General features: G+C 55.4%; 15 protein-coding genes. 1 reads left to right on the top strand and 14 read right to left on the bottom strand.

Annotated elements, in window-relative coordinates; all coding sequences use genetic code 11:
* Positions 1–28 precede the first annotated feature (28 nt).
* Complete coding sequence (locus ACO064_RS02620; protein ID WP_421825858.1) at positions 29–1,096, top strand: LacI family DNA-binding transcriptional regulator; 1,068 nt, start codon at positions 29–31, stop codon at positions 1,094–1,096.
* On the opposite strand, the gene ACO064_RS02615 is transcribed toward ACO064_RS02620, so the two are convergent.
* The 14 genes from ACO064_RS02615 to ACO064_RS02550 all read right to left on the bottom strand — a co-directional run bounded on the left by ACO064_RS02615 (position 1,072) and on the right by ACO064_RS02550 (position 23,212).
* Positions 1,072–2,430, bottom strand: coding sequence for an ATP-binding protein (locus tag ACO064_RS02615; RefSeq protein ID WP_421825857.1), 1,359 nt, complete (start codon positions 2,428–2,430; stop codon positions 1,072–1,074). The genes ACO064_RS02620 and ACO064_RS02615 overlap by 25 nt on opposite strands.
* On the bottom strand, positions 2,423–3,325 hold the full coding sequence (locus tag ACO064_RS02610) for a WD40 repeat domain-containing protein (RefSeq protein WP_421825856.1): 903 nt from the start codon (positions 3,323–3,325) through the stop codon (positions 2,423–2,425). Before ACO064_RS02610 ends, ACO064_RS02615 begins: the two co-directional genes overlap by 8 nt.
* Positions 3,326–3,334: 9 nt before the next feature.
* Positions 3,335–6,655, bottom strand: coding sequence for an eCIS core domain-containing protein (locus tag ACO064_RS02605; protein WP_421825855.1), 3,321 nt, complete (start codon positions 6,653–6,655; stop codon positions 3,335–3,337).
* Positions 6,652–8,121, bottom strand: a complete 1,470-nt coding sequence (locus tag ACO064_RS02600; protein WP_421825854.1) for a contractile injection system tape measure protein — start codon at positions 8,119–8,121, stop codon at positions 6,652–6,654. Before ACO064_RS02600 ends, ACO064_RS02605 begins: the two co-directional genes overlap by 4 nt.
* A gap of 21 nt (positions 8,122–8,142) precedes the next feature.
* A complete protein-coding gene (locus ACO064_RS02595; RefSeq protein ID WP_421825853.1) occupies positions 8,143–11,139 on the bottom strand; it encodes a hypothetical protein in 2,997 nt (998 codons plus the stop codon).
* A 4-nt stretch (positions 11,140–11,143) separates the two neighbouring features.
* A complete protein-coding gene (locus ACO064_RS02590; protein ID WP_421825852.1) occupies positions 11,144–13,843 on the bottom strand; it encodes a hypothetical protein in 2,700 nt (899 codons plus the stop codon).
* A 16-nt stretch (positions 13,844–13,859) separates the two neighbouring features.
* The gene (locus ACO064_RS02585; protein WP_421825851.1) at positions 13,860–16,823 is read right to left on the bottom strand and encodes a baseplate J/gp47 family protein; all 2,964 of its coding nucleotides are present in this window, start codon (positions 16,821–16,823) and stop codon (positions 13,860–13,862) included.
* Between the two features lie 12 nt (positions 16,824–16,835).
* On the bottom strand, positions 16,836–17,294 hold the full coding sequence (locus ACO064_RS02580; RefSeq protein ID WP_421825850.1) for a GPW/gp25 family protein: 459 nt from the start codon (positions 17,292–17,294) through the stop codon (positions 16,836–16,838).
* A 7-nt stretch (positions 17,295–17,301) separates the two neighbouring features.
* Positions 17,302–19,059: a type VI secretion system tip protein VgrG gene (gene vgrG, locus ACO064_RS02575; RefSeq protein ID WP_421825849.1), complete on the bottom strand. Its 1,758-nt coding sequence runs from the start codon at positions 19,057–19,059 to the stop codon at positions 17,302–17,304.
* A 23-nt stretch (positions 19,060–19,082) separates the two neighbouring features.
* Entirely contained in the window at positions 19,083–19,811 is a 729-nt protein-coding gene (locus tag ACO064_RS02570) for a CIS tube protein (RefSeq protein ID WP_421825848.1), read from the bottom strand.
* A gap of 116 nt (positions 19,812–19,927) precedes the next feature.
* Positions 19,928–20,092 carry a DUF5908 family protein gene (locus tag ACO064_RS02565; protein ID WP_421825847.1) on the bottom strand — a complete coding sequence of 55 codons (165 nt, stop codon included), beginning with the start codon at positions 20,090–20,092 and terminating at the stop codon, positions 19,928–19,930.
* A gap of 3 nt (positions 20,093–20,095) precedes the next feature.
* Positions 20,096–20,545: a phage tail protein gene (locus ACO064_RS02560; protein WP_421825846.1), complete on the bottom strand. Its 450-nt coding sequence runs from the start codon at positions 20,543–20,545 to the stop codon at positions 20,096–20,098.
* 3 nt (positions 20,546–20,548) lie between these two features.
* Positions 20,549–20,983: a phage tail protein gene (locus tag ACO064_RS02555; RefSeq protein ID WP_421825845.1), complete on the bottom strand. Its 435-nt coding sequence runs from the start codon at positions 20,981–20,983 to the stop codon at positions 20,549–20,551.
* 93 nt (positions 20,984–21,076) lie between these two features.
* Positions 21,077–23,212 carry a phage tail sheath C-terminal domain-containing protein gene (locus ACO064_RS02550; protein ID WP_421825844.1) on the bottom strand — a complete coding sequence of 712 codons (2,136 nt, stop codon included), beginning with the start codon at positions 23,210–23,212 and terminating at the stop codon, positions 21,077–21,079.
* Positions 23,213–23,227: the final 15 nt, after the last annotated feature.

The raw sequence follows: 23,227 nt of genomic DNA, 5'->3' as shown, positions 1-23,227 counted from the left end.
GGCTCTGTTTATTTGAATAGTACTATTTATGAAGAATCATCAGATTACCATTATCGATATTGCCAACACGCTCAATCTGTCGAAGTCGACGGTTTCGCGGGCGTTGACGGGGCATCCGAACGTGAAAGTAAAAACGCGGGAGCGGGTGCTGGAACTGGCGGCCGAACTCGATTACCAGCGTAACCAACTGGCGATTTCGCTGCTAACTAACCGGACACAGACCATCGGTATCATGGTGCCGGAGTTTCTGAGTGCTTTCTTTCCGAAAGTGATTATCGGTGCGCAGGAGGTTCTGGCCAAAGCGGGCTACAATGTTGTGATCTGCCACTCGAATGAGTCGTATGAAACGGAAATTGTTAACACCAAACTGCTGTTGGCCAGTCGGGTAGACGGTATTCTGGTATCGCACACGAAAGAATCCCGGAATTTTGAACACTTCAAGGTTTTCGAGCGCAAAGGAATTCCGGTGGTTTTTTTCAACCGGATTGTCGAGGAAATGAGCGTGTCGAAAGTCGCTGTCGACGACTATGAAGGCGCTTACCAGGCTGTCGAACACCTGATCAAAACCGGCAAACGGCGGATTGCGCACCTTTCCGGGCCGGATTCGCTGCAAAACAGCCGCTCGCGCCTGAACGGCTACCGGGATGCCCTGACGAACCACCAGATTCCGATTGATCCGGCGCTGATTATTTCCTACGACCTGACGCTTGACAAGGCCAATATTTACGTGAATCACCTGTTGAATCTGCCCCAGCCGCCCGACGCCCTGTTTGCGATCAACGACCCCACGGCTATCGAAGCGTTGAAAGTGATTAAAAGCCGGGGGCTGCGCATTCCGGAGGACATTGCCATTGTCGGTTTTAGCGACGACCCGATTTCGGCCCTCATCGAACCCGGCTTGACAACGGTTTCCCAACCGGTCGACGAAATTGGCCGGGAAGCGGCCCGTCTGTTGCTCAATCAGTTGGCCGCCGACGACGAACGCCCGGAACCGGAGCTGGTCGTGTTGCCAACGCGGTTGATCATTCGCGGTTCAACGGTTGCGGGCGAAATTCCGGGCGGTTTTGTCGATCAGACCAGTTTGCCTTCTTTCTGAAATTCCAGCCGGATGCCTTCCACAACATCGGCGGTTGCCAGAATGTCGGTTTTTCGACTGAGTGCGCGCAGGGCGCAAAACTGAATGATGTTGAGAATGGACGCGCCCGAAAGTTCGTAGCGACCCGCCAGTTGCTCCACCGGAAGTTCGGGAGCCAGCCGGGCAGAGGGTGGCAGGCATTTCTGCCACAGCAGCAAGCGTTCGGCCGCGTTGGGCAGCGGAAAATGAATCATGGCCTGAAACCGCCGGGCAAATGCCGGGTCGATGTTGCTCTTCAGGTTGGATGCCAGAATGACCAGCCCGTCGAATTCCTCGATTTTCTGGAGCAGAAACGCCACTTCCTGATTGGCATAGCGGTCGTGGGCGTCGCGGGTTTCGGTGCGTTTGCCGAAGAGGGCGTCGGCTTCGTCGAAGAACAGAATCCAGTTTTTGGCGTGGGCTTTGTCAAAAAGATTGGCCAGGTTCTTCTCGGTTTCGCCGATATATTTGGAAACCACCAGGGATAAATCCACTCGGTAGACCTCCCGGTTCGTGTATTTTCCCAACAGGGTAGCGGTCAGGGTTTTGCCGGTGCCGGGTGGGCCGTAAAACAGCACGCGGTAGCCGGGTTTCAGCCGTTGTCCCATCTTCCAGTCCGTTCGCAGCGTGTCGGAATGCTGAATCCAGTGTTCGATGTCGCGGATTTGGGTAAAGGTTGGCGCGGGCAGCACGAGATCTTCCCATTCCATGTCGGTACGGATGCGCTGCGCCGGGAAATTCATACTCAGGGCCGGGGCCGACACCCGTCCGGTGGTAAACAATTCCACATAGTCAGGATCAAGAATCAGCCGTCCACTCAGGCGCGGTTCGCCGGGTTTGACGTCTTCGAGAGACAGAATCCGCTCGCGGGCAAAAAAATGGTCGGGGCTGAAAAGGTCATACAGGGCCAGTCGTTTCTCCATGTCATTCCCCGCCAGCACAAACAGGGCGGTTTCGCCGGTGGGCAAAATCCCCCGGTGGTTGGAGCCGCGCACCCCGCCGAATTCCGGAAAATCCCCGCCGTCGGGCAGGTGTTCGCGGATGAGGGCATCGAAAAAACCGGGCTGAAGGTGGGGGGCGAGGGCGAGCAGGAGAAAAAGTAATTCGGCTTCATCGAGCTGAGTTTCTACAATAAATTGCGTGAGTGGAACCACAGTCCCGGCATTGAGATCAGGGAATTCCGGGCGCGAATCGGTAGAATCGGCTATGGAATTGAGCCGCCAGTGAACAAACGCGCATAAAAAATCAAGGGCCAGATGGAGTGGAGTCGGCCGCATCGGAAAAGGCGTTGTCTGTGGATAGGTAGTTTTAGTCATGCTCAAATTTTAGTAGGGCTCCATCGCCAGCATTACCTCCGGTAGCGAGCCATTTTCCATCGGCACTAAAGGTAATAGCTGATACATGGCCTTTGTGCAGGCGGTTTCCCCAGCGTTGGGTGCCTGTTTCCCGCTCAACTATTACTACATATCCTGACGTGTTACCGAACGCAATCCACTCTTCGTCGGGGCTTACGGCAAAAGCCGTAAGGGTGGTTTCCGGATTATTCAAAACGGTATTGGCCGGCAAAGGTTGACCGGTTTTCTGCCAGCCAAACAATCCCTGGCCAAATTCGCCAACGCCCCAAATGAAGTTGGCCGATACCTGAAGCTGACTCAAAATCAGGTCCGTAGCTACATGGATCGGCTCAGTCGCAGTAAGAGACCTTGCCCAAAGGCCCTGCTCATTAGCCCACCATATTTGATGGCCATCAGTAATAACCGGGCGGGTCTGGTTCGGAAGTGAATAGGTGTTTGCCAGTTGTAAGTCCGCTACGTTGTAAAGGCGAACTTCATTTGATAAAATTACCCAAAGCTGCTGATTCCTCTTAAACAGGTGGGGTGGTATTGTTGAGAGGGGTAAATCAACCGATTTTAAATCCTTATCGAGCAGATAAATCACCAGTTTCCAGGTATCATCGGGATTATTCACCAGATAAACCAGTGCCTTATTTTCAAGAAAATAGACCGAAGACACACTATTGGCCCGCTGTTCACCCTGTACGATTTCCCGTGATTCATCAGGCATTTTTTGCGAGAAAACCGTCAGAGTTGGCTTGCCTGCTTTCCGGTAATCCTGCGCCATAGCGAACGCTTGCCCCGTGTCATCCAGTGCTACTGCATTGGCTGGTGTGTGGGAAACCGATTGATAGCGCAAAAGCGTCTCTTTCTTCATACTGAAAAACTACGTTGTACTCGCGAAAGCCTGTCCTTTTATTTTCTTCGCTCCGGCGACGCTGTTGTTATAGACACTGGTAAAATTAGGGCCAACGTAGAATTTGTCGGCGTAATGGTGACCATCCGCCCCGGCCTGCCGGTTATAAAATGCAAGCATCAGTTTCAGATTGGAAGGGTTCCCGGCTGTCCGCTGTCGTGCGCCATCGTCCGAATTAAAACCGGTATCTTTCCAATGTTTAGCCAGAGGCACGGTATGGTCAACATCATAAGCACGTCCGTTGATATCGGAGGTAATCTGGGCGTCGGTCATGGCCCGATACCGGGCTTTTTCGCCCGGTACTTCCATAACCTGCCCATCTCGAACCAATCGTTGCCAGATGGCCTCCGAACCGTTGGTTCGCATGATTTTAAGATCATTGATGATGGCGGTTTTACTATGCGAAGATACGGTTGTGCGGGCACTACCAAAACCACTCCCATTTATGTACAGGTCATTTCGGACATCGAAACCCGGTGGCAGATTCCGTCGGGTCGGGATGGGCGGAGCAAACAAATCATCCCCCGCACTTAGACCCTGTAAAATACCAGCCAGCGCGGTTAATTCGGTATCTATCTGGGTTCGCTTTTGGGCATCATTTAGGGTTGTATCCCGCTTGATACGGCTAACGGCGCGGACTTTCTCCCGCGCCTGTTCCACAATCGGACGCTTGGCCGGTTCGGCTTGTGCGACTTCATTGAGAAACTCCAGTACCGGACGTGGGCGAGAAGCAACGATCAGTTCGGCATTTTGATCGCGACCTTCAAAATGGAGCGAGTGGTTTTGATTGGTGGCATCTGTGAATGATTTACGCAATCCCAACCAGCCCAAAACGGCTCCCACGGCCTGTTGCCCGGCCCCCACCAGCCGCCGTCCCTGCGCTACGACCCAATCCACGACCCGGTCCAACGCCCGGTCGACCGGCTGACGGATGCGGGCGATGGTGTTCCGGATGGTGTTGGAAATGCCGCCCAGCCCCAGCAGCCGCGCCAGAAAACTGATCATGACCGGTACCATTCGCCCCATTGTGGTTTCCACGCGGTTGGCGGCTGCGGCAATGTTGCCGGCAGCAATGGCTGCCATCGAATCGACGTAGGACTCCACCACGGCGGCAATCTGGTTGATGCGCTCGATGAAAAACATCACCGTGTTGTAGGTCGCCATAATGGCCTGAATCACCGCTCCCGCCGGATTTAACATGCTGGCGATGCGAATAATGGCCTGACCAATCACGGTTTGCCGAACCCAGGCCATGACCCCGTCGAGGACCATGTTGCGCAGGTTGCCGAGGTATTCCACGATTTTTTGCCAGGCCGCTGCCGGTCCCTGCGTGATCAGAATCCGCAGAAAATCAAACACCTGCTCCATTCGGGCGACGAATTGCTCACTCGTCGCCCGCACCAGTTTGGCGCGGATGTTCTGGTAGGTAAGCCCCAGAATTTGCAGAACCAGTGATAAAATGCCTTGCAAATCAAAGGTTTGTGGGAGCGTAAGTCCGGCCCCTTCCAGCGCACCCAGCAGCCAGCCCACCAATCCGCGCTGAAGGTGCGTAAGGGCATTTTGCATGAACTGCCGGAACCCCTGCACCCCCGCCCGCACCAGATTGCCGACAAACCGTACCGGATCGCGGATGATGATCAGGAACGTCGCCCGCGCCCGTTTCAGAATGGCCAGCACCCGCGCCCCGCCCGCACCCATAACGGCTTCAAAAATGAACTCCAGCATTTGTAGCAGGGCGGCTCCCGCAAAACCGGCGATGTCGGCAGCCAGACCGAAAAACAGACCCGCAATCCGGCTGATGGTTTCCAGCGGATGCAAAACCGCTTCGGGCGTGAGCGCATCCCAGACTGCGGTAAAAATGCCCTTGATACGCTCCCAGGTCAGGTTTCGGCGGGTAGTTTCGACAGTGAACCACGTAAAAGCCCGTTGCAAGGCTCCCGATTGCTGCATCTGAAGAAACCGTTCGTCGCCATTTTCCATCAGACTCATAAAACCGCGCACGAGGTTGGTCGGGCTGCGTTCTACCACCTCATCGGTGAACGGATCTTTGCCGATAATGACCGTCAGCAGCGTAAAACCGCGCATTTGCCTGGCCCGGTTGCTCAGAGGACGAACAATCGTTTCTTTGATAAACGTAACAACCTGGCTGATCACCCGTCCGACAAAGGCCACGATTCGGCCAAAGGGTGGGGCAAATACCCGGCGGATGATGTCCAGATTGCCGCTGATGCCGAGCGTAATGCCCATTGCGTCCCAGGCCTGGCTGAACAGCCCCCGGATGTAGGCATACGAAATACCCAGCGCGGCTACCTGCGTATCGATCCAGTCGGCCATCCGGCCAACGATGCCTTCCGTGCGAAGTTTGTTGAAGAGCAATACTCCGATGGGACCGCCCAGGGTCAGAAACCCTTCGATGAGGTTGGTCGTCGAGCGGGGAACGTCACGCTGGAGCACCGGATTGTAACCAGCCAGAACCGTCAGCAGACGCCAGCCGGGCAAGTTGGCCAGCCAGCCGTCGATGGTACCGGCCACATCAATCCCGAACAGCCGCTGAATCGTTGGCGTTGCCGCTGAAATCAGGGGTTTTCGCTGTACGGCTGCCCCCTGCTGCACAACGTGGGTGAGTTCGTGCGCCAGCAAATGCTGCCCCGAACTGGTGCCGGGGCTGTATTTTCCTTCGTTGAAATAAACGTGATTCTGGTACGCAAAGGCCTGTGCACCAATGGACTGACTCATCTGAACGGCTGGCGCGTCGGTATGCACGCGGACCCCCGAAAAGTCGGCACCGAAGCGGGGTTCCATAAACTGCCGGGTGTTGGCACTCAGCGGGTGCCCGCCCGACTGGCTGGCCGAAAGCTGCGATTCGAAACCGCCAGTGACGGCCGGGGTGGCGGAGTCGCCTTTTTTCCGGATTTTCTTTTTGTCATCTTCCTCGGTTTTCAACTGAATCACTGGCGTATCCGCTTCCTTGCGCCGAACGTCCTTCTTTTCTTTTTCCTCAGATTTCGGTTGCAATACCCTGGAAGCGGGAAAGAACGGGCGGGTGGAAGATTGGGGATCAGGCATCCGCATCACGCGGTCGGCGGTGGCGTCGGCTTCGCGTTCAAAACGGTCGTCGGCGCGGCCCACCGCCAGTTTGGTCTGAACGGACGATTTGAAAAACGGTTCCGGCTGGCTCCACGACGGGGTGCCGGTTTTGGCAAAAAAAGGTTGGGATGTCGTCGCGTGATTCGACGACGAGCTGGTCGTTTTCGGCTGAACGAGGGGCTGGTGTTGGCGTGTCGCTTTCATGATTCCCAGTTGACCGTCAGTTGTTTCTTCATCCACGGGAGCAAAACCGTCCCGACGCCCCAACCGACCGGCAAGCGATTCAGAAGAACATCCTGCGCCTTCGACTCAACGGTCAGTTCCCAAAGCCCATTCGGCAGGAGCGCCAGTTTTCCCTCCCGTTGCAGAAAACCTTCCCGAAACCCGTCGGGTGATGTATTTTTCAAAACCGCCCAATGCCCGATGGCTGCATTCAGCAAACCAACGCCCTCTTCCTGCTCGGCATCGGTCAGGCTGATTTTTCCGGAAACGGGCGAATTCCAGGGCATCGCGCAGAGGATTTTAGGCAGCAACAGGTCATATTCGGCCGCTATGGGTTCGCCGGTTGCCAGAAAATGGAGCATGGTCAGGGCTTTTTCCTGACTTTCCGTATTGCTGAAAACCGCATCCTGCGTCCAGCCACAGGCTTCGAAACAAAACCGCAGGAACGGGTGCAGCAACACGAGGCCCGCATTTCGAACGTAAAAAAACGCATCAGCGGGAGCTTCAGTCGGTGATTCCCGGCGGTTTTCGTTCGCATTCGGGTGATCTGAAGAAGACTTTTCGGACCTACTTTTCGCTCTTTCCGGAACGTTTTCGACTAGCTGATTTCCTGAGCCCGGGCTGTTCAGGTGGGAATTGCCCGACTTGAAATCCGATTGTTGAAACGCAGGAAGGAGGAGTTCGAGGGCTGCATTGAACGCCGGGTCCGACGGTTTGAGGTGGACCCAGCGGTTTTCGATCGCGGGTAAAACCGCTTCCGGGTTCTGAACGGTTTTTTCGGTCAGCGCCATCAGCAGCGCCCGGTAGTGACTCGCCGGGAGTCTGTCGCGCCAGGCCTGCAAATGCTTCAAGAGCCGTAGACTCACGGATTCCTGACCAGAACCCAATGCCCGGAAAACCGCAGCCAGCACGTCCTCCGAAAACTGATTTACCAACCGAGACCGGGTTGCGGGATGAACCAAAACCGCCCGTAATGTTTCTCTTTGCGGGGTATTCAGGCTCGACAGGACGGATCGAATCTCCTGTTCAAAGGCCGGATTCGATTCGGGCCAGAGCGTGGTGGGTGGGAGCAAACCAGTTTCCAGAAAATAGAGAAACGTTTCAAAAACCACCTCGCCGGTTTTTCGAACGGCGGTTTTCGGGTGGTGAAAAAGAGCTTCCGGGATCAGTTCAGCCAATTGCCGACGGAGCAAATCCGGCAGGTTCCGGGCGATCTGGTCCTCAAAACCGGCTACCGGCAGCACGCCCAGATCCACCTCAACCCGTTCCAGTTCGATCCATTCATCTGCTGAACCGAAGGCAGACAGCACCGCATCGAGGGCCGTTAGCAGATCGGCTTGTCGGAGAATTCGGCTTGCCCGTTCCTGCACAGCCCAGCTATCCGTCTGCTCGCGGAGGTGCAGCCGGACGGTCTGGCGCTGGATGATATGGGAAGCGGGTTGGGCCACGGGATGGGAGTTGATGGTTATTTATCCATTTAACAACACGGTTTTCAGGTCACAGACCGGATTTTGATTGACCAGAATCTGTAAGGTCATCTGACGGCCACCCCGCCCGGCCCGGCCAAATTTGAAGCGGGTCATGTTGGTGCGATCGGGCGATTTTTCACTGGGTTCGATTGGCCGTTCATCCAGTTTCCATTGGTAGGTGACGCCCGCTGGTGGACTGAGAACGACGACATCGAAGGTGACGGACACATTCACGACCGGTCTGCTGATGTTTTCAATGGCAAACGTTTCCGGTAAAATGAAAAATTTGACCCCTTCGGTCTGATTCCCCAGCGTGTACTGAACGGTGTGTGGCCCTTCGACATTGGGGACAAACGAACCCGTTCGGGCGCTGATTTCCAGGCTGTCAGAAGTAAATTTTCCCCCTGCCGGTTTCCCCGTAACTTTCAGTTTAACTTCTTTACTAAAACAGACAAACTCCTCGGCTTTGAGTTCAATCGGTTCTGGCGGAGCCGGTTCAAAAATGACGCGGTTCGTGACTGGCTCGGTGGTTTCGCAGCGTCCGTTGGTCGCCTTCAGCGTGACGATAAACTCCCCGGAACCGTCTTCTCTCAGTACAAATTTGTGATTGATCCGGCCTTCACCGCTGCCGTTTACCGCTATTTTTTCCGGTTCCAAACCGTCGCCAAAGTCGAAGGTCAGCACGTTGGCATCGGTGTATTGGTAGACGAATACAACCTCATTGTTAGCTAGTCTGTCCGAATTGAAACTGACGGTAGGAAGCGCCAGCACCCGCACCTCAACAAAAACCGGAATCCGGTTTGGCACCGTGTAAGTCAGCTTGTGCGTACCAACCGTCGTCGGATTGAAGAAGAATGTCCCGTCTTCTTTCGTGACCAGCGGGCTGTCGAACGAGCCGGTGTCGGGCGAGACGTCAATTTTCTCTTTGGGCGAATTCAAACAGAACGAGTCCCGCATTTCGACGGTGGGGGGCGGTTCGGGCAGGATGAACTGCACGCCGTTGCCGGAGCTGCAGCAGCGGTAGGGCAGGTAAAAATCGGCCACCACGATGGATTCACCACCTTTGCGCAGCCGAAGGTCTTTTCTGACGATCACCGGATCTTTATAGACCAGCACAAACGTGCCGCCGGGCGGAACGCCCGCACCGTGTTCCAGACCCGGATTTTGGAGTAAAAACGGCCCAAACGTCAGGTTAGCCTCAAAAGCGGCTTTGCGTTTTTCGTAGGTCTCTTTCAAATTTAGCAACAAAGGCAGCTTGGTCAGAATGCACTTGATCGGTCGCTGGCCTTGCAAACGCCTGATGTGTAGTTCATAGCTTTTCAGTCGTTTGGTAAATTCCGACGGCGTCATCTTGAGGGCAATCTCCAGCGAAACCGGTCTTCCGTCCGCTTCTTCTTCATGGCAATGAATTTGACTCAGAATGTCCTCAAAATCAATGCTTAAGTCGTTAAAAGTGAAAGGCTCGTTTTGTGTCACGAGCATTTGTTCCGCATCCAGCCGCAGCGCCAGCACATCGAACGCCAGGTTATGGGTGCGTCGCTGGGATAAAATCTCGTTCAGCGTGGTCAAAACTCCGGCGCCAACAAATCCTTCGATGCGGTAAAACGAATAGGTTTCGAGGGCGTAAGCAAACGGATTCTGGATTTCGGGCAGTGCCGGCTGGGGGCGGTGATAGGAGTGGATGAACCCGGTCCGGCCGTGTTTGTGTTGCTCATAACTCCAGAATTCCCGCATGGCCGGTTGGTAATAAAATGGCATGGCCCGCCGGTCGATCGGCGATTTTCGGTAGGGATCGGGTGTGATTTTCAGAGAGATAAGCGAGGTGACGGTGCCACGGCCTTTGATGGAAAACCGGTCGAAGCGGGTCTCAGGAACATCGAACCGCTCGATCATTTTAAGAATTCGCTGATACAGCCAGAAGGCTTTCCGGCGCGAATCGGCCGCGGGAGCAATGGCCTGCGACCGGATCCATTCGTGCCGGAATTGCGGTTGGCCAAGGCCCGGTTCGGTGACCAGTTCGCCGACCAGCAAATGTTTCGGAAACGAGTCGTTCAGGGGCATACAGGCCACCAGCCAGTGACAGGTCGCTTCACGAAACTCCATGTAGGCTTCGTGCAGATCCTTCAGCCAGTCGTAGACATACTGGCTGTTGTAATTGGCACTGACCTTGCGCGTCAACGTCAGCAAAGAGTTGGCTGGAGCAGTCATGGACGTGAGGTTGATCGGATCAACCGCCCGGATCAGTTCATACGCGTCGCGCAAACCGTCTGCGAGTCGAACGGCGGTTCTGCGAAGAAACACCTGAAACCGTTGCAGCGACGGCGTATAGGGCCGGTCGTCGAGCCGCACGCGCGTCATGGTCAAAACCGGCAGTCGGGTGCAGGCAGCGGCTGCCTGACGGAGACTGCTCGAAATCAACGCGTTAGCGTCGGACTTTCGAACGAGCATCACCCGAAGCTGGTTCTGAAACACTTTCCCCTTTGCATCGCAGGCTACACCGGTGCATTTGTCGTCAACTTTCGCTTCGCTTTCCAGGTACAAAACGACTACTTTATCCGACAAATCAAGGTCCGTCAGGGGCCGGATCGTTTGCGTGCTGTTCGTGTAGTCCGCCGGAAAAATTTCCCAGAGATTCAAATCCGGAATGTCGTCAAAGGGCTTGTAGTCCGGATGGTCGGTCAGGACGTAATCGACCGCCTTCGTGTAAACCGTCGTTTCCAGACTCAGCAAATCGCCGTCGGTGGTGACACCATAGCCCGCCGAAACCGTGATGGTGTTGTCCGGATTCAGGTTGGGTTTCAGGCCGCACACCACACCAACGCCCAGCAGCCGGGTTCGGGTCAGTTGTTCCTGATTGAGCAAAAAGCCAAACAACAGGTTTAATTGCTCGGCGGTCAGAATGGAATCCGGCCGAAAAATGGTCAGTCCGTACTGGCTGAGATCGAAGTGTTGGGTGCCCGTTGCCGGATATACCTCGTCAAAATAAGGATTCGCCATGGTGTTAGGAGTCGGGGGTTGGAGGGTCTTCCGGTTTGGACAGGGGTAGCGTACCCAGAGCCGTACGGTTCAGAATGATTGGGGTTTCTTCGTCTTCGTTGTCGCAATCGTGTAGCACACCCGTTTCATAAATGGTGTGAAAGTCAGGGTGTTCCAGTCGTTCGATCAACGCTTTTGTTTTGTCGTTGGTCAGGGTTGGGTCTGCGCAGGTGGCCATTTGGGCATCAAGCCACGGTTGATAGACGGCCTCGAAATGGTGCAACTGCTCGCGGCTCACCCAGCAGATGCGGGCCAGCACGTGGGCGGGGAGTTCCGAGCGAATCAGGTTTTCAATATACCGGCGGTAGTCGATGTTGCGGAATCGCATGGTGTAACCGGGCAAAACGATACTTACCCGGTAACTATACGGATCGAGCGGTTCGCAGTGGTCACAACCGGGTTCCACGCAAACCGCCATCCAGGCATCCGACGGGTCTGTGGCCGGGCGGAGCAGGCCGTGTTCAACCAGAAACAGGGCTTCTCCGCTGTAAATCAGCGTCTCCAGGGCGGTTTCGAGATCCTGGTCGGCCCCTTTTCGGGTCGGAAACGTTCGCGGACAACGCGCAATCGGCTGGTTCACCGCATCGAGCAAGGCATAGGTGAAGCGGTTATCGACGGTTTCCATCCTGAAACGGCCTTTGGCAGGCACTTTCTGAAAGGCGGTTTTCATTGCCTTTTCGGCAAGTGCCAGGTTGTCAAATTCGTTCGTCGAGATGAGGTATTGGGTGTCGTTTTCCGGGGACTCCAGTTGAAATCGGAACAACGCGGGGTTATCGACTGAAGGCAAAGCGGTCATTACGGTCACCGAAGAGGCTGCGTATGTCTGGTAATTGTTGCCGCGAATACCGGTCAGCCGGGCGAGTCGGCGGGTGATGCCCGCGACATTCTCGGTTTCCCAGGCCGGTTTGCAATACGTATAGGCTTTCGAGCGGAAGACTTCGCCGTATTCCCGGATAAAATGTACTTTGTCTTCCAGAATTTCTTCGCTTCCCCGCTCCCCAAACAGGGAATGCATCAGGAGCGCATAATCGTTGAAATTTTCGGCAAACCGGGCCAGCAGGTGATCCAGAAAGCGGTTTTTCCGAACGGGATTGTCCTCAAAATTTTCCAGTTTTGCCAGCACGGTATCGATGGTATCGGGTAATCCGGCCGGGTCGACATACAGTTCGTCAATCCCGGCCAGGTCCGTAACCGCTTGTCCGAAATAGGTCCGGACGTCCTGATCGGCACTGAAAAACGATTTCAGATTGGCGAGCTGCGCCTGATAATTGGCCAGCATCTGATCGAAAAAAAGCAGATAGCCCTTCAGTTGACGGGCCTGCGCCCGGCGTTCGGCCGAAGCGGAGGCCGGTAGCCCAAACCGCCCGACGCCGTAGTTTTGCGGGAGGTCGTTGGCGATGGACGAGTAGGCTTTCAGGTCGTACAGTTCACCCGTTGGCACCGGCAGATCGTCCACGGTTTTGCGGTTTTCCCGGTACGCTTTTTCCTGCAATTCCTGAAACCGACTCAATGCCGCCGTTTTATCCCGCAGGCTGCCAACCGGAATGATGTCTTTAAAAAACGACAGGGCGACGTTTTCGGCACAGAGTTGCGGCTGATGGAGCGGATCGATGTGCAAACACCAGCGTTGTTCGCCGTTGGCAAGGGGAGGGCCATTCAGACAGGCATCGCCCGCTTTCCACTTGTTCATCAGCACTTTCCTGACGTCTTTCACACCCTTTACACGCATCATGAGGTTGATCAGGTCGGAGGCATACACCCGGCTGCGCCGTTCCGATTGCGCCAGTTCGTCGTCGTCGATGAATCCGTTTACCAGCCGGGGACCGTCAAAAATCTGGTCGGTGGTCAGGCGGTTTCCGGCCGCGTCAATATGGTTTTGCCGTTCTGCCAGCGAATACCGCCGGACCGGCGGAGCCAGGTAGTTTTGAACCTGGAACAGAATTTCGGCGTAGACTTCGCTGACGTTGGCTTCATTGTCCAAGCCGATGTCGGCGCAAAACATGACGTACTGAACAGGCACCGCGCCGATCGTCATCACGTCTTCACACAGATTTCGGTTGGCGAGGTAAGTTTCCCGCACCTGCTTTAAAACCGCCTGACGGCCAGTGTCTTCATCAGCAAACGCCCCGGTGCGCACCTGCTGCTGAATGAAAAAAGCATCGAAATCCACCTGAATGTCGTAGAGTCCTTTCAGCGCAAACGAAGTCTGGTGATTGGGCAAAACCGCCGGGAAGGGGTGGTAACTTAGCTGGACTTCCCCATTTTTTGCCTGACAATTCACAAAAACGGTTGGCGAAGCCGATTCGATCCAGGCATTTCGGACGCCGTCGATGTCGATGAAAAGTTTGCGGTAATCCAGGTCCGAAACCGGGCTGGTCGGCAGGGCTTTTCCGGCTGTCACAAAACTCGCCTGCATCGCGTCCCCGCTGCCAAACGACGACGCCAGGAGGTCTTTCATGTCCAGCGAAGTCCTGAGGCTCAGATCGGTAATCGCGTAGCAAAGCAGTTCCAGTAGCGTAATGCCCGGATCGTGGGTGTTGTAGTCCGTCCAGTTCGCGTTCGCATAGCGTTCGATGTAGGCCAATCCGGCTTCGCGCAGGGCCGCATAATCGGAGGCCGGTTGCAGGGGAGGAGCGGGCGATATCGTGATGGAAGCGGTGGTCATCGGTCGTTGGTGGGTCTTAACAGCCCGTAAAGTCGGTTATGTCATGTTCGCTGAATGAGGTCAAAACCGCCCGGGCATCCGATGCCGAAATGACGTCCTGATCTTCCCCGCTGCTGGTGTCGCCCACGAAATGCTGCATTTTCAGTTCCGTGACAAAGTCCACGTAATCTCTTCGTTCCATGAAATAGAGAAGGGTGCTTTTGTAAATCGTTCCGCCAAAAGCGATTTCCGCCTGCGTATCGAACGCCCAGGGCGTCAGGTAGGCAATCAGATCCTGCTGGAGTATTTTCTTGTAAACCGCAGGCTCAAAACCGGGTCGGAAGGCCACCTGAAATCGGAGCTTCACCCGTTCGTAGCGGGGGTTGGTGACCTGAATCGTTACCGGTTTACCCGCCCGGTGTTGCAGGAATCGGGCAATCGCACTCAGTGTATTCAGGTCAACCCGGGGTTCAAACCGGTTTACGTCTTTCAAATTCCGCAGGTCCGGCACGACCACGAGGGTGACATGACCGGGGGCCAGTTCCGTCAAGGTCTGACCATCGGCATTCACTTTGGTGTGGTTCAGGCATTTGACTTTATACACGTTGGGGAATGTCTGCAAAACCAGGTGTTCGTAATCCCAAATGCTGACAGCCCGTTGTTTGTGTCGCAACCGTTCACTGACGCGGGTATAATACGCTGCGTCCGATTCCTGCGGTTGACCGCCAAACGATGCATACGGTTGTTTGATGGTTTTCACGGCGGCCAGGCTCCGGCGCAACTTCTGGATGGTTTCGGCCGCCAGTGGCAAATCGTAGTGCGCCGGATCGTTGTTCTGGTCGGTGAAATTGGCGAGAACGGCCTGGGGGTGCAGGCCCACGAAATTACACACGCTGTCGATCGGCGCGGCTCCCGAACTGGTTTTCAGTTCGGCACGCAGCCAGACAAAACCGGTTTCCAACAGCGTGTTGTCGGTTGTTGTTTCTTTCGGAAGGAGAAATTGAATAATGCCGGACGTCAGCAGGTGGTTGGTGGTGTCGGAAAGAATTTCGTCCCTCGTCAGCAAACGCCATTGATTTTTGGTCAGTACGCTCCATTCCACCGTTGGGACCTGGTTTTCCGGATTGGCGCTTCCTTCCTCCACCTGAAACAGAATAGCGACGGCTTCCTGTGGACCGACATCCTGTAAGCCCAGGAAAAACGCACCGTGGCGGTCATATTGCGGCAGCAAATAAACGGCTTGCGACTGCTTTAAAAAACCGTGTTCTTCGGCCTGCCCGAATGCCGCCAGATGAAACCATTGCAGGGCGCGAGTGGCAAACGACGCTTTGGCATTGCCGGATTCAGACTCCAGAAGCGAAACCCGCCCCGTCGTCGCGGTATAATCGACCGTCAGGCTTTTCAGAACCGGCGTATACGGCGGATTCGGAATTTTCTGCGGACCGGGTGCCGGTTTGGCCTGGTCGATCACCCCCTGGGTCAGTTTCTGCGGATAAACAGTATGGCCAAAATCGGATTCCAAGCTGATTTTCAGGAGGTTGTCGGGATTGTTTTCAGTTATTGAAGTGCCCGTTAGAGAGGTGGTTAGTTTGAATTCTGCGTTTCCTGCCGGGAACAAAACCCGTCCTTTTTTCGGAACGGCCAGAATATCTCCGGTTACCGTGAAGGCGGTTGGTGTCGTATACGGCGTTCCGTAGGCTTCATAATAGCTGCCCAAATTCGCGGGCAACCCAACCCATTCCGTCAGATGAACGGTAACGGTTTCCGGCGTTTTGGCCAGGATTTCGTCGCTGCGCACCGAGAGGGTTGAGCCAACAGCGGGTGTGGGGCCAAAGGGCATGAAAGGTTTTTCGGCACTGACCGGACCGAGGTCATTTTCCAACGCCAGCGTCTTTTTCAAGCCATCGACTTTGACATCGATTTGTACGGAACGGATTCTCAGGTGTTTCCAGTCGCCATATGCTTCATCGTCTGCCAGCCAGCAGCGCATAACCGGCGCATCGGTGGCATAACCGCCGTCGAGTTTCGCCGGGTCGAAAGCCACAACGGCCTCTTTTACGGTGGCCGATACCGTCACCACCAGCGTGATGACTTTTTCACTTACCTCCGTGGTTACCGCACTGGCGTCGAGCCACGCCTGGGTGCCGCTGAGTTGAACGCGGAGGTTCAACGTCTTTTTCTTGAAAATGAAGTCCGTCAGTGGAAAAATCTGCACCGTAATTTCACGGAAACCTTCCGCCAGCCGCAGAGCGGGCGACGCCAGCGCGAACCCCAGCCGGGCCTCGGGAAACCGGTTTTTGCTGGCACCGCCCCTGGGACCAAATCCGTTCCAGCCCGGATTCTCGGGGGAGAGGGCTTCGGCGACGCCGTCGGCGGTATTGGCAACCGGCGCGTAATAGACTTTCGAACCCGACCGAAAAACCGTCCGCAAATGGCTGATTCTGGCCCGGTTTACGGTCAGGTTGCGGGCAGTTTGGTAGATCAGCGGCTGTTTCGGTGGTTCTTTGTCTTTTCCGGCATCCAGTTCGGTTTTTGCCGGAACAATCTGCTCCGCAGCGTTTTTCGCCAGCTCGAACAGAACGTGAACGCGGTCGGGAACCGGAGCCAGCGGACTCAGTTGCAATACCTCCCGGTAATAAAAGTCGAGGTGTCGTTTGGTTAAGGTATTCTGGTGGGCCTGGAGTTTTTCAAACAGGTGTAGAAAAGCGAGAACCAGCGCAAAATGCGGCTCGATGTCGTGGCGGGTCTCCAGTTCATCCAGTGTAAAATATCGCTCAAAATTCATCAGGTCGGCCCAGACGGCACCATTGTCGGGCGTGTTGGTGGCGTCGAAAAACCGGATTCGGGCTTCCTGGGCATACAAAGCCAGAAACCGCAGCAAGTCTTCCGGCTTGCGCTCATCGAGGAGCGTATTTTCCGGTTGCAACGCGGGGAGTCGGCGCTGGGGCTGACTGATTCCACTGCGTTGGAGCGGATTTTTGTCGGGACACGGCTGCGGCATGGGGGCGGTTCGTTAACGGCTAAAGGATGGCAGACTGGAAGCGTCGGCTGAATTCGAAAGTTCGGTTCCTTCGTTTTTGTAAAACGGATACACAAAGTTGTACCGGGTATTGGTGCTGCGAACGCGGTAGTTGACCGTAATCAGCAGCAAGCCAGGCTGTTCGGGCGGTTCTTCGATCGTGACATCAAGCGGATCAATGCGGGGTTCGAAATACAGAATGGCCGTTTCGACGCGGTCTTTCACCCGCGCCTGCAAAGCCGTACTGATCGGTTCGAAGAGCATATCCTGCAGGTCGCAACCGAAATCGGGCACCATCAGCCGTTCGCCGGGCCGGGTGGTCAGCAGGATGTGCAGACTGCACTCGATGTCGGCCAGCCCCGCCGTCATCGCCACGCTTTTGGGCGACGATTGCGGGTTGAATGCCGGTGGGAAGCTCCAGCCCCGGCCTAAAAAATCGTTTTCCGATACCATCGTTTCGTTAATTGATCTGTACGATTGACCCTTTCAAAACCGCCGTTGCGGAACTGCTCATTTCCACACCCGCCGAACCGGTTGCTTTAAACTGGGCGGATGCCTTCGCTTCCACGCCAACGCCTTCGATTTTGACGTTACCGGCGGCTTTCAGCGTCAGGTCTTTGCTGCTTTCCAGTTGAATTCCCTGGTCGTTCATCACCACTTTGTTGCCATTCTGGTCCTGCAGCGTAATGCTTTTGGCATCCTCGTCCAGTTTGAACTGATTTCCGGCGGGGGTTTCGATGGTCAGAATTTTCTTCTCGTCATCAAAAATTAGTTTCAGTTTGCTGCGCGAAACGTAGCCCTTCCGGTGGTTATCGTCAGTAGTGGTGAAGGGGGCCGGCAAAGCCTTCTGGCTGCTGTGCAAACCGCCCAGCACCACGGCTTCGCGTGGGTCGTTGTTCAGAAAACCCACCACCACCTCATCGCCGATTTCGGGCCGGAAAAAGAAGCCCCGTTCCTGGCCCGCATCCAGGCTGGCAACGCGGGCGCGGGTGCCTTCGGCTGCCGGATCGATTACCGGCAGGCGCACCAGAATCCGCTCCTCGCCCGTTGCATCGCCTTCCAGACCGGCCACCACGCCAATTTGTAGACCGCCCACGGCGGGCAGCAACCCGGCGGCTGGCGGCTGGCCGACGTTCATTTCCGACACAAACCACTGCGGACTCAGCCCAAACTGAACGTTCGTTTCCCAACTGCCTTCCGCCAACTGGTGACTGACGCCCGTTACGAACACCTTGCCGTTGTAGCGGTCGCCCAGCCCGCCGAGGCTGATCATCAGGCCCGGCTTGACGTCGGCATTGCCGTAAAACCGCACCCGACCCCGGATTTTGGCCATCCGGCGTTTGAGCAGTGCGGCATCGGCCCAGGTTTGCAACTCCTCTGCATCGAGTTTTCCGCCGTGCTGAAAAACCGCTTCGGCGGTCAAAGCTTCGGCCAGATCCTGCGCCGACAGGTTTCCCGATTCCGTCCCGGCCGGTTCGGCGGCTTCGGCTTCGGCCAGTTCCTGGTCGGCGTAATTCCAGGTGGTGGTTTTCAGGGTCGTGACCTGGTCGCGGGCGTCCATTTCGGCGTCGAAGTTCAGCATGGTGGCCCCGAATTGCAATTCGACTACCGGTTCCTGGTCAAGATCCGGTTTTTGAATGGTCAGTTTTCCGTCGTCGGTCAGGCACAATTTGCCGTTGATTTCGGCCCGCATCACGAGGTAATCCCAGTCCGTGGCGTCATACTGAATCAGTTCTTCGTGCTGAAAGCCGGTGTCTTCGGCGTCGATTTCCAGCCCGCGATAGGTCTGCGCGATTTCTTCGGCGGCTTCCGAATCTTTCTTTTCGGTAAAATACCGGCGTTTCGGTACGAGCGTCGTTTTAACCCAGACGTCTTTGGCGAGCAGGTTCAGCCGGGTGGTTCCGGTCGACTGCGCTTCGATTCCCTGCCTAACCAGGATGCCTTTGAAAATCGTTTTCTCCGTTTTGTGATACCCCGCCCTGATCTCCAGCTTTTTTCCGGGAACAAACCGGTTGTCGTTGCTGGCCGGAAAATTCCCGGACGCCGGATCGCCGTCTTTCAATGTGAGGTAGGCGGTCGGAATCCGGTTGGCTTCCTTCTGAACCCGGATCGACAACACCTGAAACGACGTTTCCAGCGCCTGCTCTTCCAGGAAGAGGGTGTAGGTGGGCAGGTCGCGGGGAGCGGGGGTTTCGAGTATGCGCGGATTCTCAGGCATGGGGACGGTGTATCGTTTACAGTTTACGGTTTTTGGTTTACGGTTTTTGGCTTTTGCTGTTTGTCGATGGGCGGAAAAAAGAGCCGCATCCCCGTCGGTAGCTTTCTGAAATTCAGCAGTTTATTCACGCGGGCGACTTCCCGGTAAAGCGTCGAATCGCCGTAGATCCGGTGACACATCAGCGGCAGCGTATCGCCTTCCTGAACGGTACGAAGGTGGGTTAGGTCCGGCGATGCGGTTTTTTCTTTTTTGGTGCGAAGCTCGTCGTTGATCACCTCCACAAAACTGACCTTGGCGATGGCGCGGACGGGCGTTCCATCGGGCTTGAACAGTTTGTAGGTAATGTTGATTTTTTCGGTTTTGCACTTGAAAATCAGCTTGCCCCACGCCAGTTCGACGTACGGCGGCTGGTGGGTTTCACCGATAAAATCGAACGACGTTTTTTTCAACTGCTCCACCTGCTCCCAAACGCCCTGACTGGTGCCGACCGACCGGGGCGGGGCGGCTCCCGTCGGCGTCAGGGCACCCGTGGAATCGAACAGAAATTCAAACTCCAGTTTGCGGGGGGCGATTTTGTTGAACGTTGATTGGTTCGCGCTCGTGCCGCCCGCACTTTCCTGATTCGCCTGAATTTCGTAGTTCAGCGTGTAGGTTTCGGGGTTAACCACCGCCGTGTATTCCTCACCCGTTCGTTCTTTAAAACCGACATCGTGATAACCCGTCAGCTTCATTTTAACCAGTTCCCCCAGCATAGTTAAGCTATTTATGGTTTTCAGTTTACGGTTTTCAGTTTTCAGTTTACGGTGGCTGACGCACGCTTATGCCATTTAATGCGTCAGCCACCGTAAACTGAAAACCGTAAACCGTCTTATCGTTCGGTTTTCTCCTTTAAAATAGCCAGCACCTGCTCGACACACTGGCGGACGAGTTGCTGCTGCGCGTCGGCGGGTGGGGTGGCGGCTGAGGTGACTTGTCGGGTGGCATTGCCGTCGACGGTGGCCGTGATGACCAGTTCACGAATAATGATGGGCATGGTTCAGTTCGGGATGGTGGTGTAATAGCGGTAGGTGAGCGTCAGCGTTTCGATGGCAATGGTGTTCTGTTCGGCATTAAAAGCCGAGATGTCCCACTTTTTCGGCAACGCATGCACCACATGCCACGAAACCAGCGGAGCGTGTTGCTCGTTGAGCAGCGTTACCAACAGGTTAACGGGTTGAAACTGAAAGTTTTCGAACGCGTCTTTCGCCCATCGGTACACGTCTGATCCCACGAAAAGACCCCGTTTCAGCACCAGGTCGCTGTATTTGGTGCGCACCGGCAACTGGTGTTCAAAGCGGTTTTCGCCCCCTTCCCGAATGCTTTCCATCTGCATTTCGACGTTCAGCCCCGTAACTTCCTGAAACCGGGTGTCCTGATCCGTCTTCGGGAATAGTTCGAATTCCACCACAAAATGAAAGCCGACCGGTGGATAGACTTGACCCGCCATACCTTATTCGTTCTGGATGGTCAACCCTTCGTGCACCAGCTCGATGCTCTCGATCAACACCTCGTTGGCGTCGGCTTTCAAATCGCCCGACATCACTTTCGACGGCCAGGCCTGTTTGACTTTCCAGACCACCACCGGCTCGTGATTTTCGTTGAGCAGGCTGATAATCAGGTTGCGCCGTTCGATGGTGTTGAGGGCCACGGTATTCCACCAGGTGAAAAATTCGTTGTCGGCTTTGAACGTCCCGCGTTTCAGGGTGATGTTGGGGAACTTCTGCAAACCGGGCATTTTGATTTTGTGATACTCGGGCGATGCGCCTTCACGGTATTCGATCACGTCGGTTTCGACGTTCAGACCGGTTACTTCCGAGAATCCCAGGCGGACTCCGCCCCACTCAACCTGGAAATGAAATTTGGGTAATGGATAGACTGCTGCCATGATCGGTTATGCGTTAAGATTCCTGCATTTTGTGGGAGAAGCGTAAGACAATGAATTCGGCCGGACGAACCACCGCCATGCCGATTTCGACAATCAGAAAACGTTCAGGATGTCCTGGGCGGTCATGGTTTGACCCAGGCCAACGCGGACGTAGAACGCGTGCTCTGGTTTGACCCCCGCTAATGCCCCGGCCCGCCATTGCAGCGTCAGGAAATTCTCGATCATGGCCCGGATTTTCACCCACGTATTGGCGTCGTTGGGTTCAAAAACAAACTGGCCGGACGCTTTCTTGACCGACTCTTCCACCATGATGAAAAACCGCCGAACCGAGACGTAGCGCCATTCATTGTCGTTGCCCGCCAGCGTTCGCGCGCCCCAGACCAGCGTTCCTTTGCCCGTAAAATACCGGATGGCGTTGATGGATTTACCGGCATCGACATCGACGTTCAGGCTTTCCTGGTCGGAATCGGTGATCAAAACCGTTGGCCCGACGACGCTGGAGATGCCCACATTGGCCGGGGCTTTCCAAACGCCCCGGTTTTCGTCGACGCTGGCGTATACCCCGGCCACGGCACCACTGGGCGGCAGGATGATGCCCTGCGCTTCGGTGGCGGCAACGATAGCGGCATACACCGGAATTTTCGACTTCATTTCCAGTTCCAGCGATTTCAGTCGCGCGGTCAGGAGTGACTGAAATTCAGCGATGTAAACCATCACTTCCGCAAATTTGTCGTCGTAGGCCGACGCATTGGAACCCGCCAGAGCCGTTGCACTGGCCAGCAGATCGGTCAGTTTTTTTCCGGCGGCCGAAGGCGTTGCCTGATCCGTGTAGTCCTGATAGCTCATCCGAACGTCAGTATTCGTAAAGGCCAGCGCATTAGGGGAGCCGATAAAGGCGTTAAGTGCCTTCAGCAGTTCCGTTTTTTTGGTGGCCGTTGTGCCGGCCGCTTCATACGCCGTCGTGCTGCTTTCCACCAAATCATTGACAATCGTTTGATCGGCGACGAGGGTCTCGGCTTTGCGGGCCAGTGCAAACAATGGGATTTTTTGCTGGATTTCGAGCTGCTTGGCCGTCAGCAAAGCCGGGAGGGCGGTTTTGGCTTCGGTTTTGAATCGCGTGATGTAGGCAACCAGTCGGTTAAAAACCGCGTCGATGGCGGCATCCGTGGAATGGGTACCCGGATCGCCCGTAACCACCAGTGCCGTGGTATCGTTCTGGATCGCCAGCCATTCGGCATTGCCCGCATCGGTAAAGGCTTTCAACACATCCTGAACGGGTTTGTTTTTAAAAACCGTGTCGGCATCAATGCCATCGAAAGCGGTGATGGCGGTCGAGATGAACGTCTTTTTTGCTTCCTTGTCCGTCGAAGCCTGGTAGTCCACGATTGCCGGAACGGCCACATTCTGAATGGCTTTTGCGTCGGCAAATCCATCGGTCGCCAGGGTGTTTGCTTCGGTCAGCAGGGCATTGTTGGGGGCGCCCGGGTCCAGGAGCGCACCCAGTGTGGTTGGATTTCCGCCTTTGGTGATCGTCAGACCGGCGAAGCTCATGTCAAACGGCAGGGAGGTTTTGAGCCAGGGATAGTAGGCCGCTCCGTATTTCAGAAAGTTGGAAACGCTGCCCCGGAAGGCCGTAATATCGGCATCGTCAACGGCGGTTTTGGTCAGATCATTTACCTTGACATCCAGAATGGCGAAGCGATCCTGCAATTTGTTGCAATGGTCGATGGCTGCCTGTTGAACCGCGGCAATGTGAGCCGGGTTGGTCAGCAGCATCAGGTCGGGCATGACGAGCAGGGTCGGCTCATCGTGTTTTTTCAGTTCGTCGATGGCGTCCGAAAAGTGAGTCTGAGAAACCGGGTTGGTGTCGTATCCGCCCACCGAAAGGATGTAACATTTCTCCCCGCCGTTGGCAAAAAACAGCATCAGGCTGTCGTGCAGGTACCAGGCCGGTTGCATGTCGACCGTTTTTACGGCATTGGCCGGACCCAGACTGACCGTGATTTTCCGATCCGGCCCACCGCCGAAATACGTCCGGTAATCGACCATTGACTTGATTTTCAGTGCTTTCCCGGTAATGTCTTTGCCATCTTTTTCGGCAAACCGGGTGTAGCCGATAAACGCCGGAATGGCGGTTTCGACCTGGGCCACGGATGGCGGGAACAGCGACACCTCGTCGATGTAGACGCCCGGGGTTTTCAGCGTCGCTAAATTGAGTGTACTTGCCATGAGCAGAAGAGGTTT

The organism is Larkinella sp. (assembly GCF_965227735.1).
GTDB lineage: Bacteria > Bacteroidota > Bacteroidia > Cytophagales > Spirosomataceae > Larkinella.
This window is presented reverse-complemented; position numbering and strand designations above follow the sequence as displayed.

Excerpts from the sequence above, each read along its gene's own strand:
- ACO064_RS02620 (WP_421825858.1), top strand. The coding sequence starts at position 29 with ATGAAGAATCATCAGATTACCATTATCGATATTGCCAACACGCTCAAT.
- ACO064_RS02615 (WP_421825857.1), bottom strand. The coding sequence starts at position 2,430 with ATGACTAAAACTACCTATCCACAGACAACGCCTTTTCCGATGCGGCCG.
- ACO064_RS02610 (WP_421825856.1), bottom strand. The coding sequence starts at position 3,325 with ATGAAGAAAGAGACGCTTTTGCGCTATCAATCGGTTTCCCACACACCA.
- ACO064_RS02605 (WP_421825855.1), bottom strand. The coding sequence starts at position 6,655 with ATGAAAGCGACACGCCAACACCAGCCCCTCGTTCAGCCGAAAACGACC.
- ACO064_RS02595 (WP_421825853.1), bottom strand. The coding sequence starts at position 11,139 with ATGGCGAATCCTTATTTTGACGAGGTATATCCGGCAACGGGCACCCAA.
- ACO064_RS02590 (WP_421825852.1), bottom strand. The coding sequence starts at position 13,843 with ATGACCACCGCTTCCATCACGATATCGCCCGCTCCTCCCCTGCAACCG.
- ACO064_RS02585 (WP_421825851.1), bottom strand. The coding sequence starts at position 16,823 with ATGCCGCAGCCGTGTCCCGACAAAAATCCGCTCCAACGCAGTGGAATC.
- ACO064_RS02580 (WP_421825850.1), bottom strand. The coding sequence starts at position 17,294 with ATGGTATCGGAAAACGATTTTTTAGGCCGGGGCTGGAGCTTCCCACCG.
- vgrG (WP_421825849.1), bottom strand. The coding sequence starts at position 19,059 with ATGCCTGAGAATCCGCGCATACTCGAAACCCCCGCTCCCCGCGACCTG.
- ACO064_RS02570 (WP_421825848.1), bottom strand. The coding sequence starts at position 19,811 with ATGCTGGGGGAACTGGTTAAAATGAAGCTGACGGGTTATCACGATGTC.
- ACO064_RS02565 (WP_421825847.1), bottom strand. The coding sequence starts at position 20,092 with ATGCCCATCATTATTCGTGAACTGGTCATCACGGCCACCGTCGACGGC.
- ACO064_RS02560 (WP_421825846.1), bottom strand. The coding sequence starts at position 20,545 with ATGGCGGGTCAAGTCTATCCACCGGTCGGCTTTCATTTTGTGGTGGAA.
- ACO064_RS02555 (WP_421825845.1), bottom strand. The coding sequence starts at position 20,983 with ATGGCAGCAGTCTATCCATTACCCAAATTTCATTTCCAGGTTGAGTGG.
- ACO064_RS02550 (WP_421825844.1), bottom strand. The coding sequence starts at position 23,212 with ATGGCAAGTACACTCAATTTAGCGACGCTGAAAACCCCGGGCGTCTAC.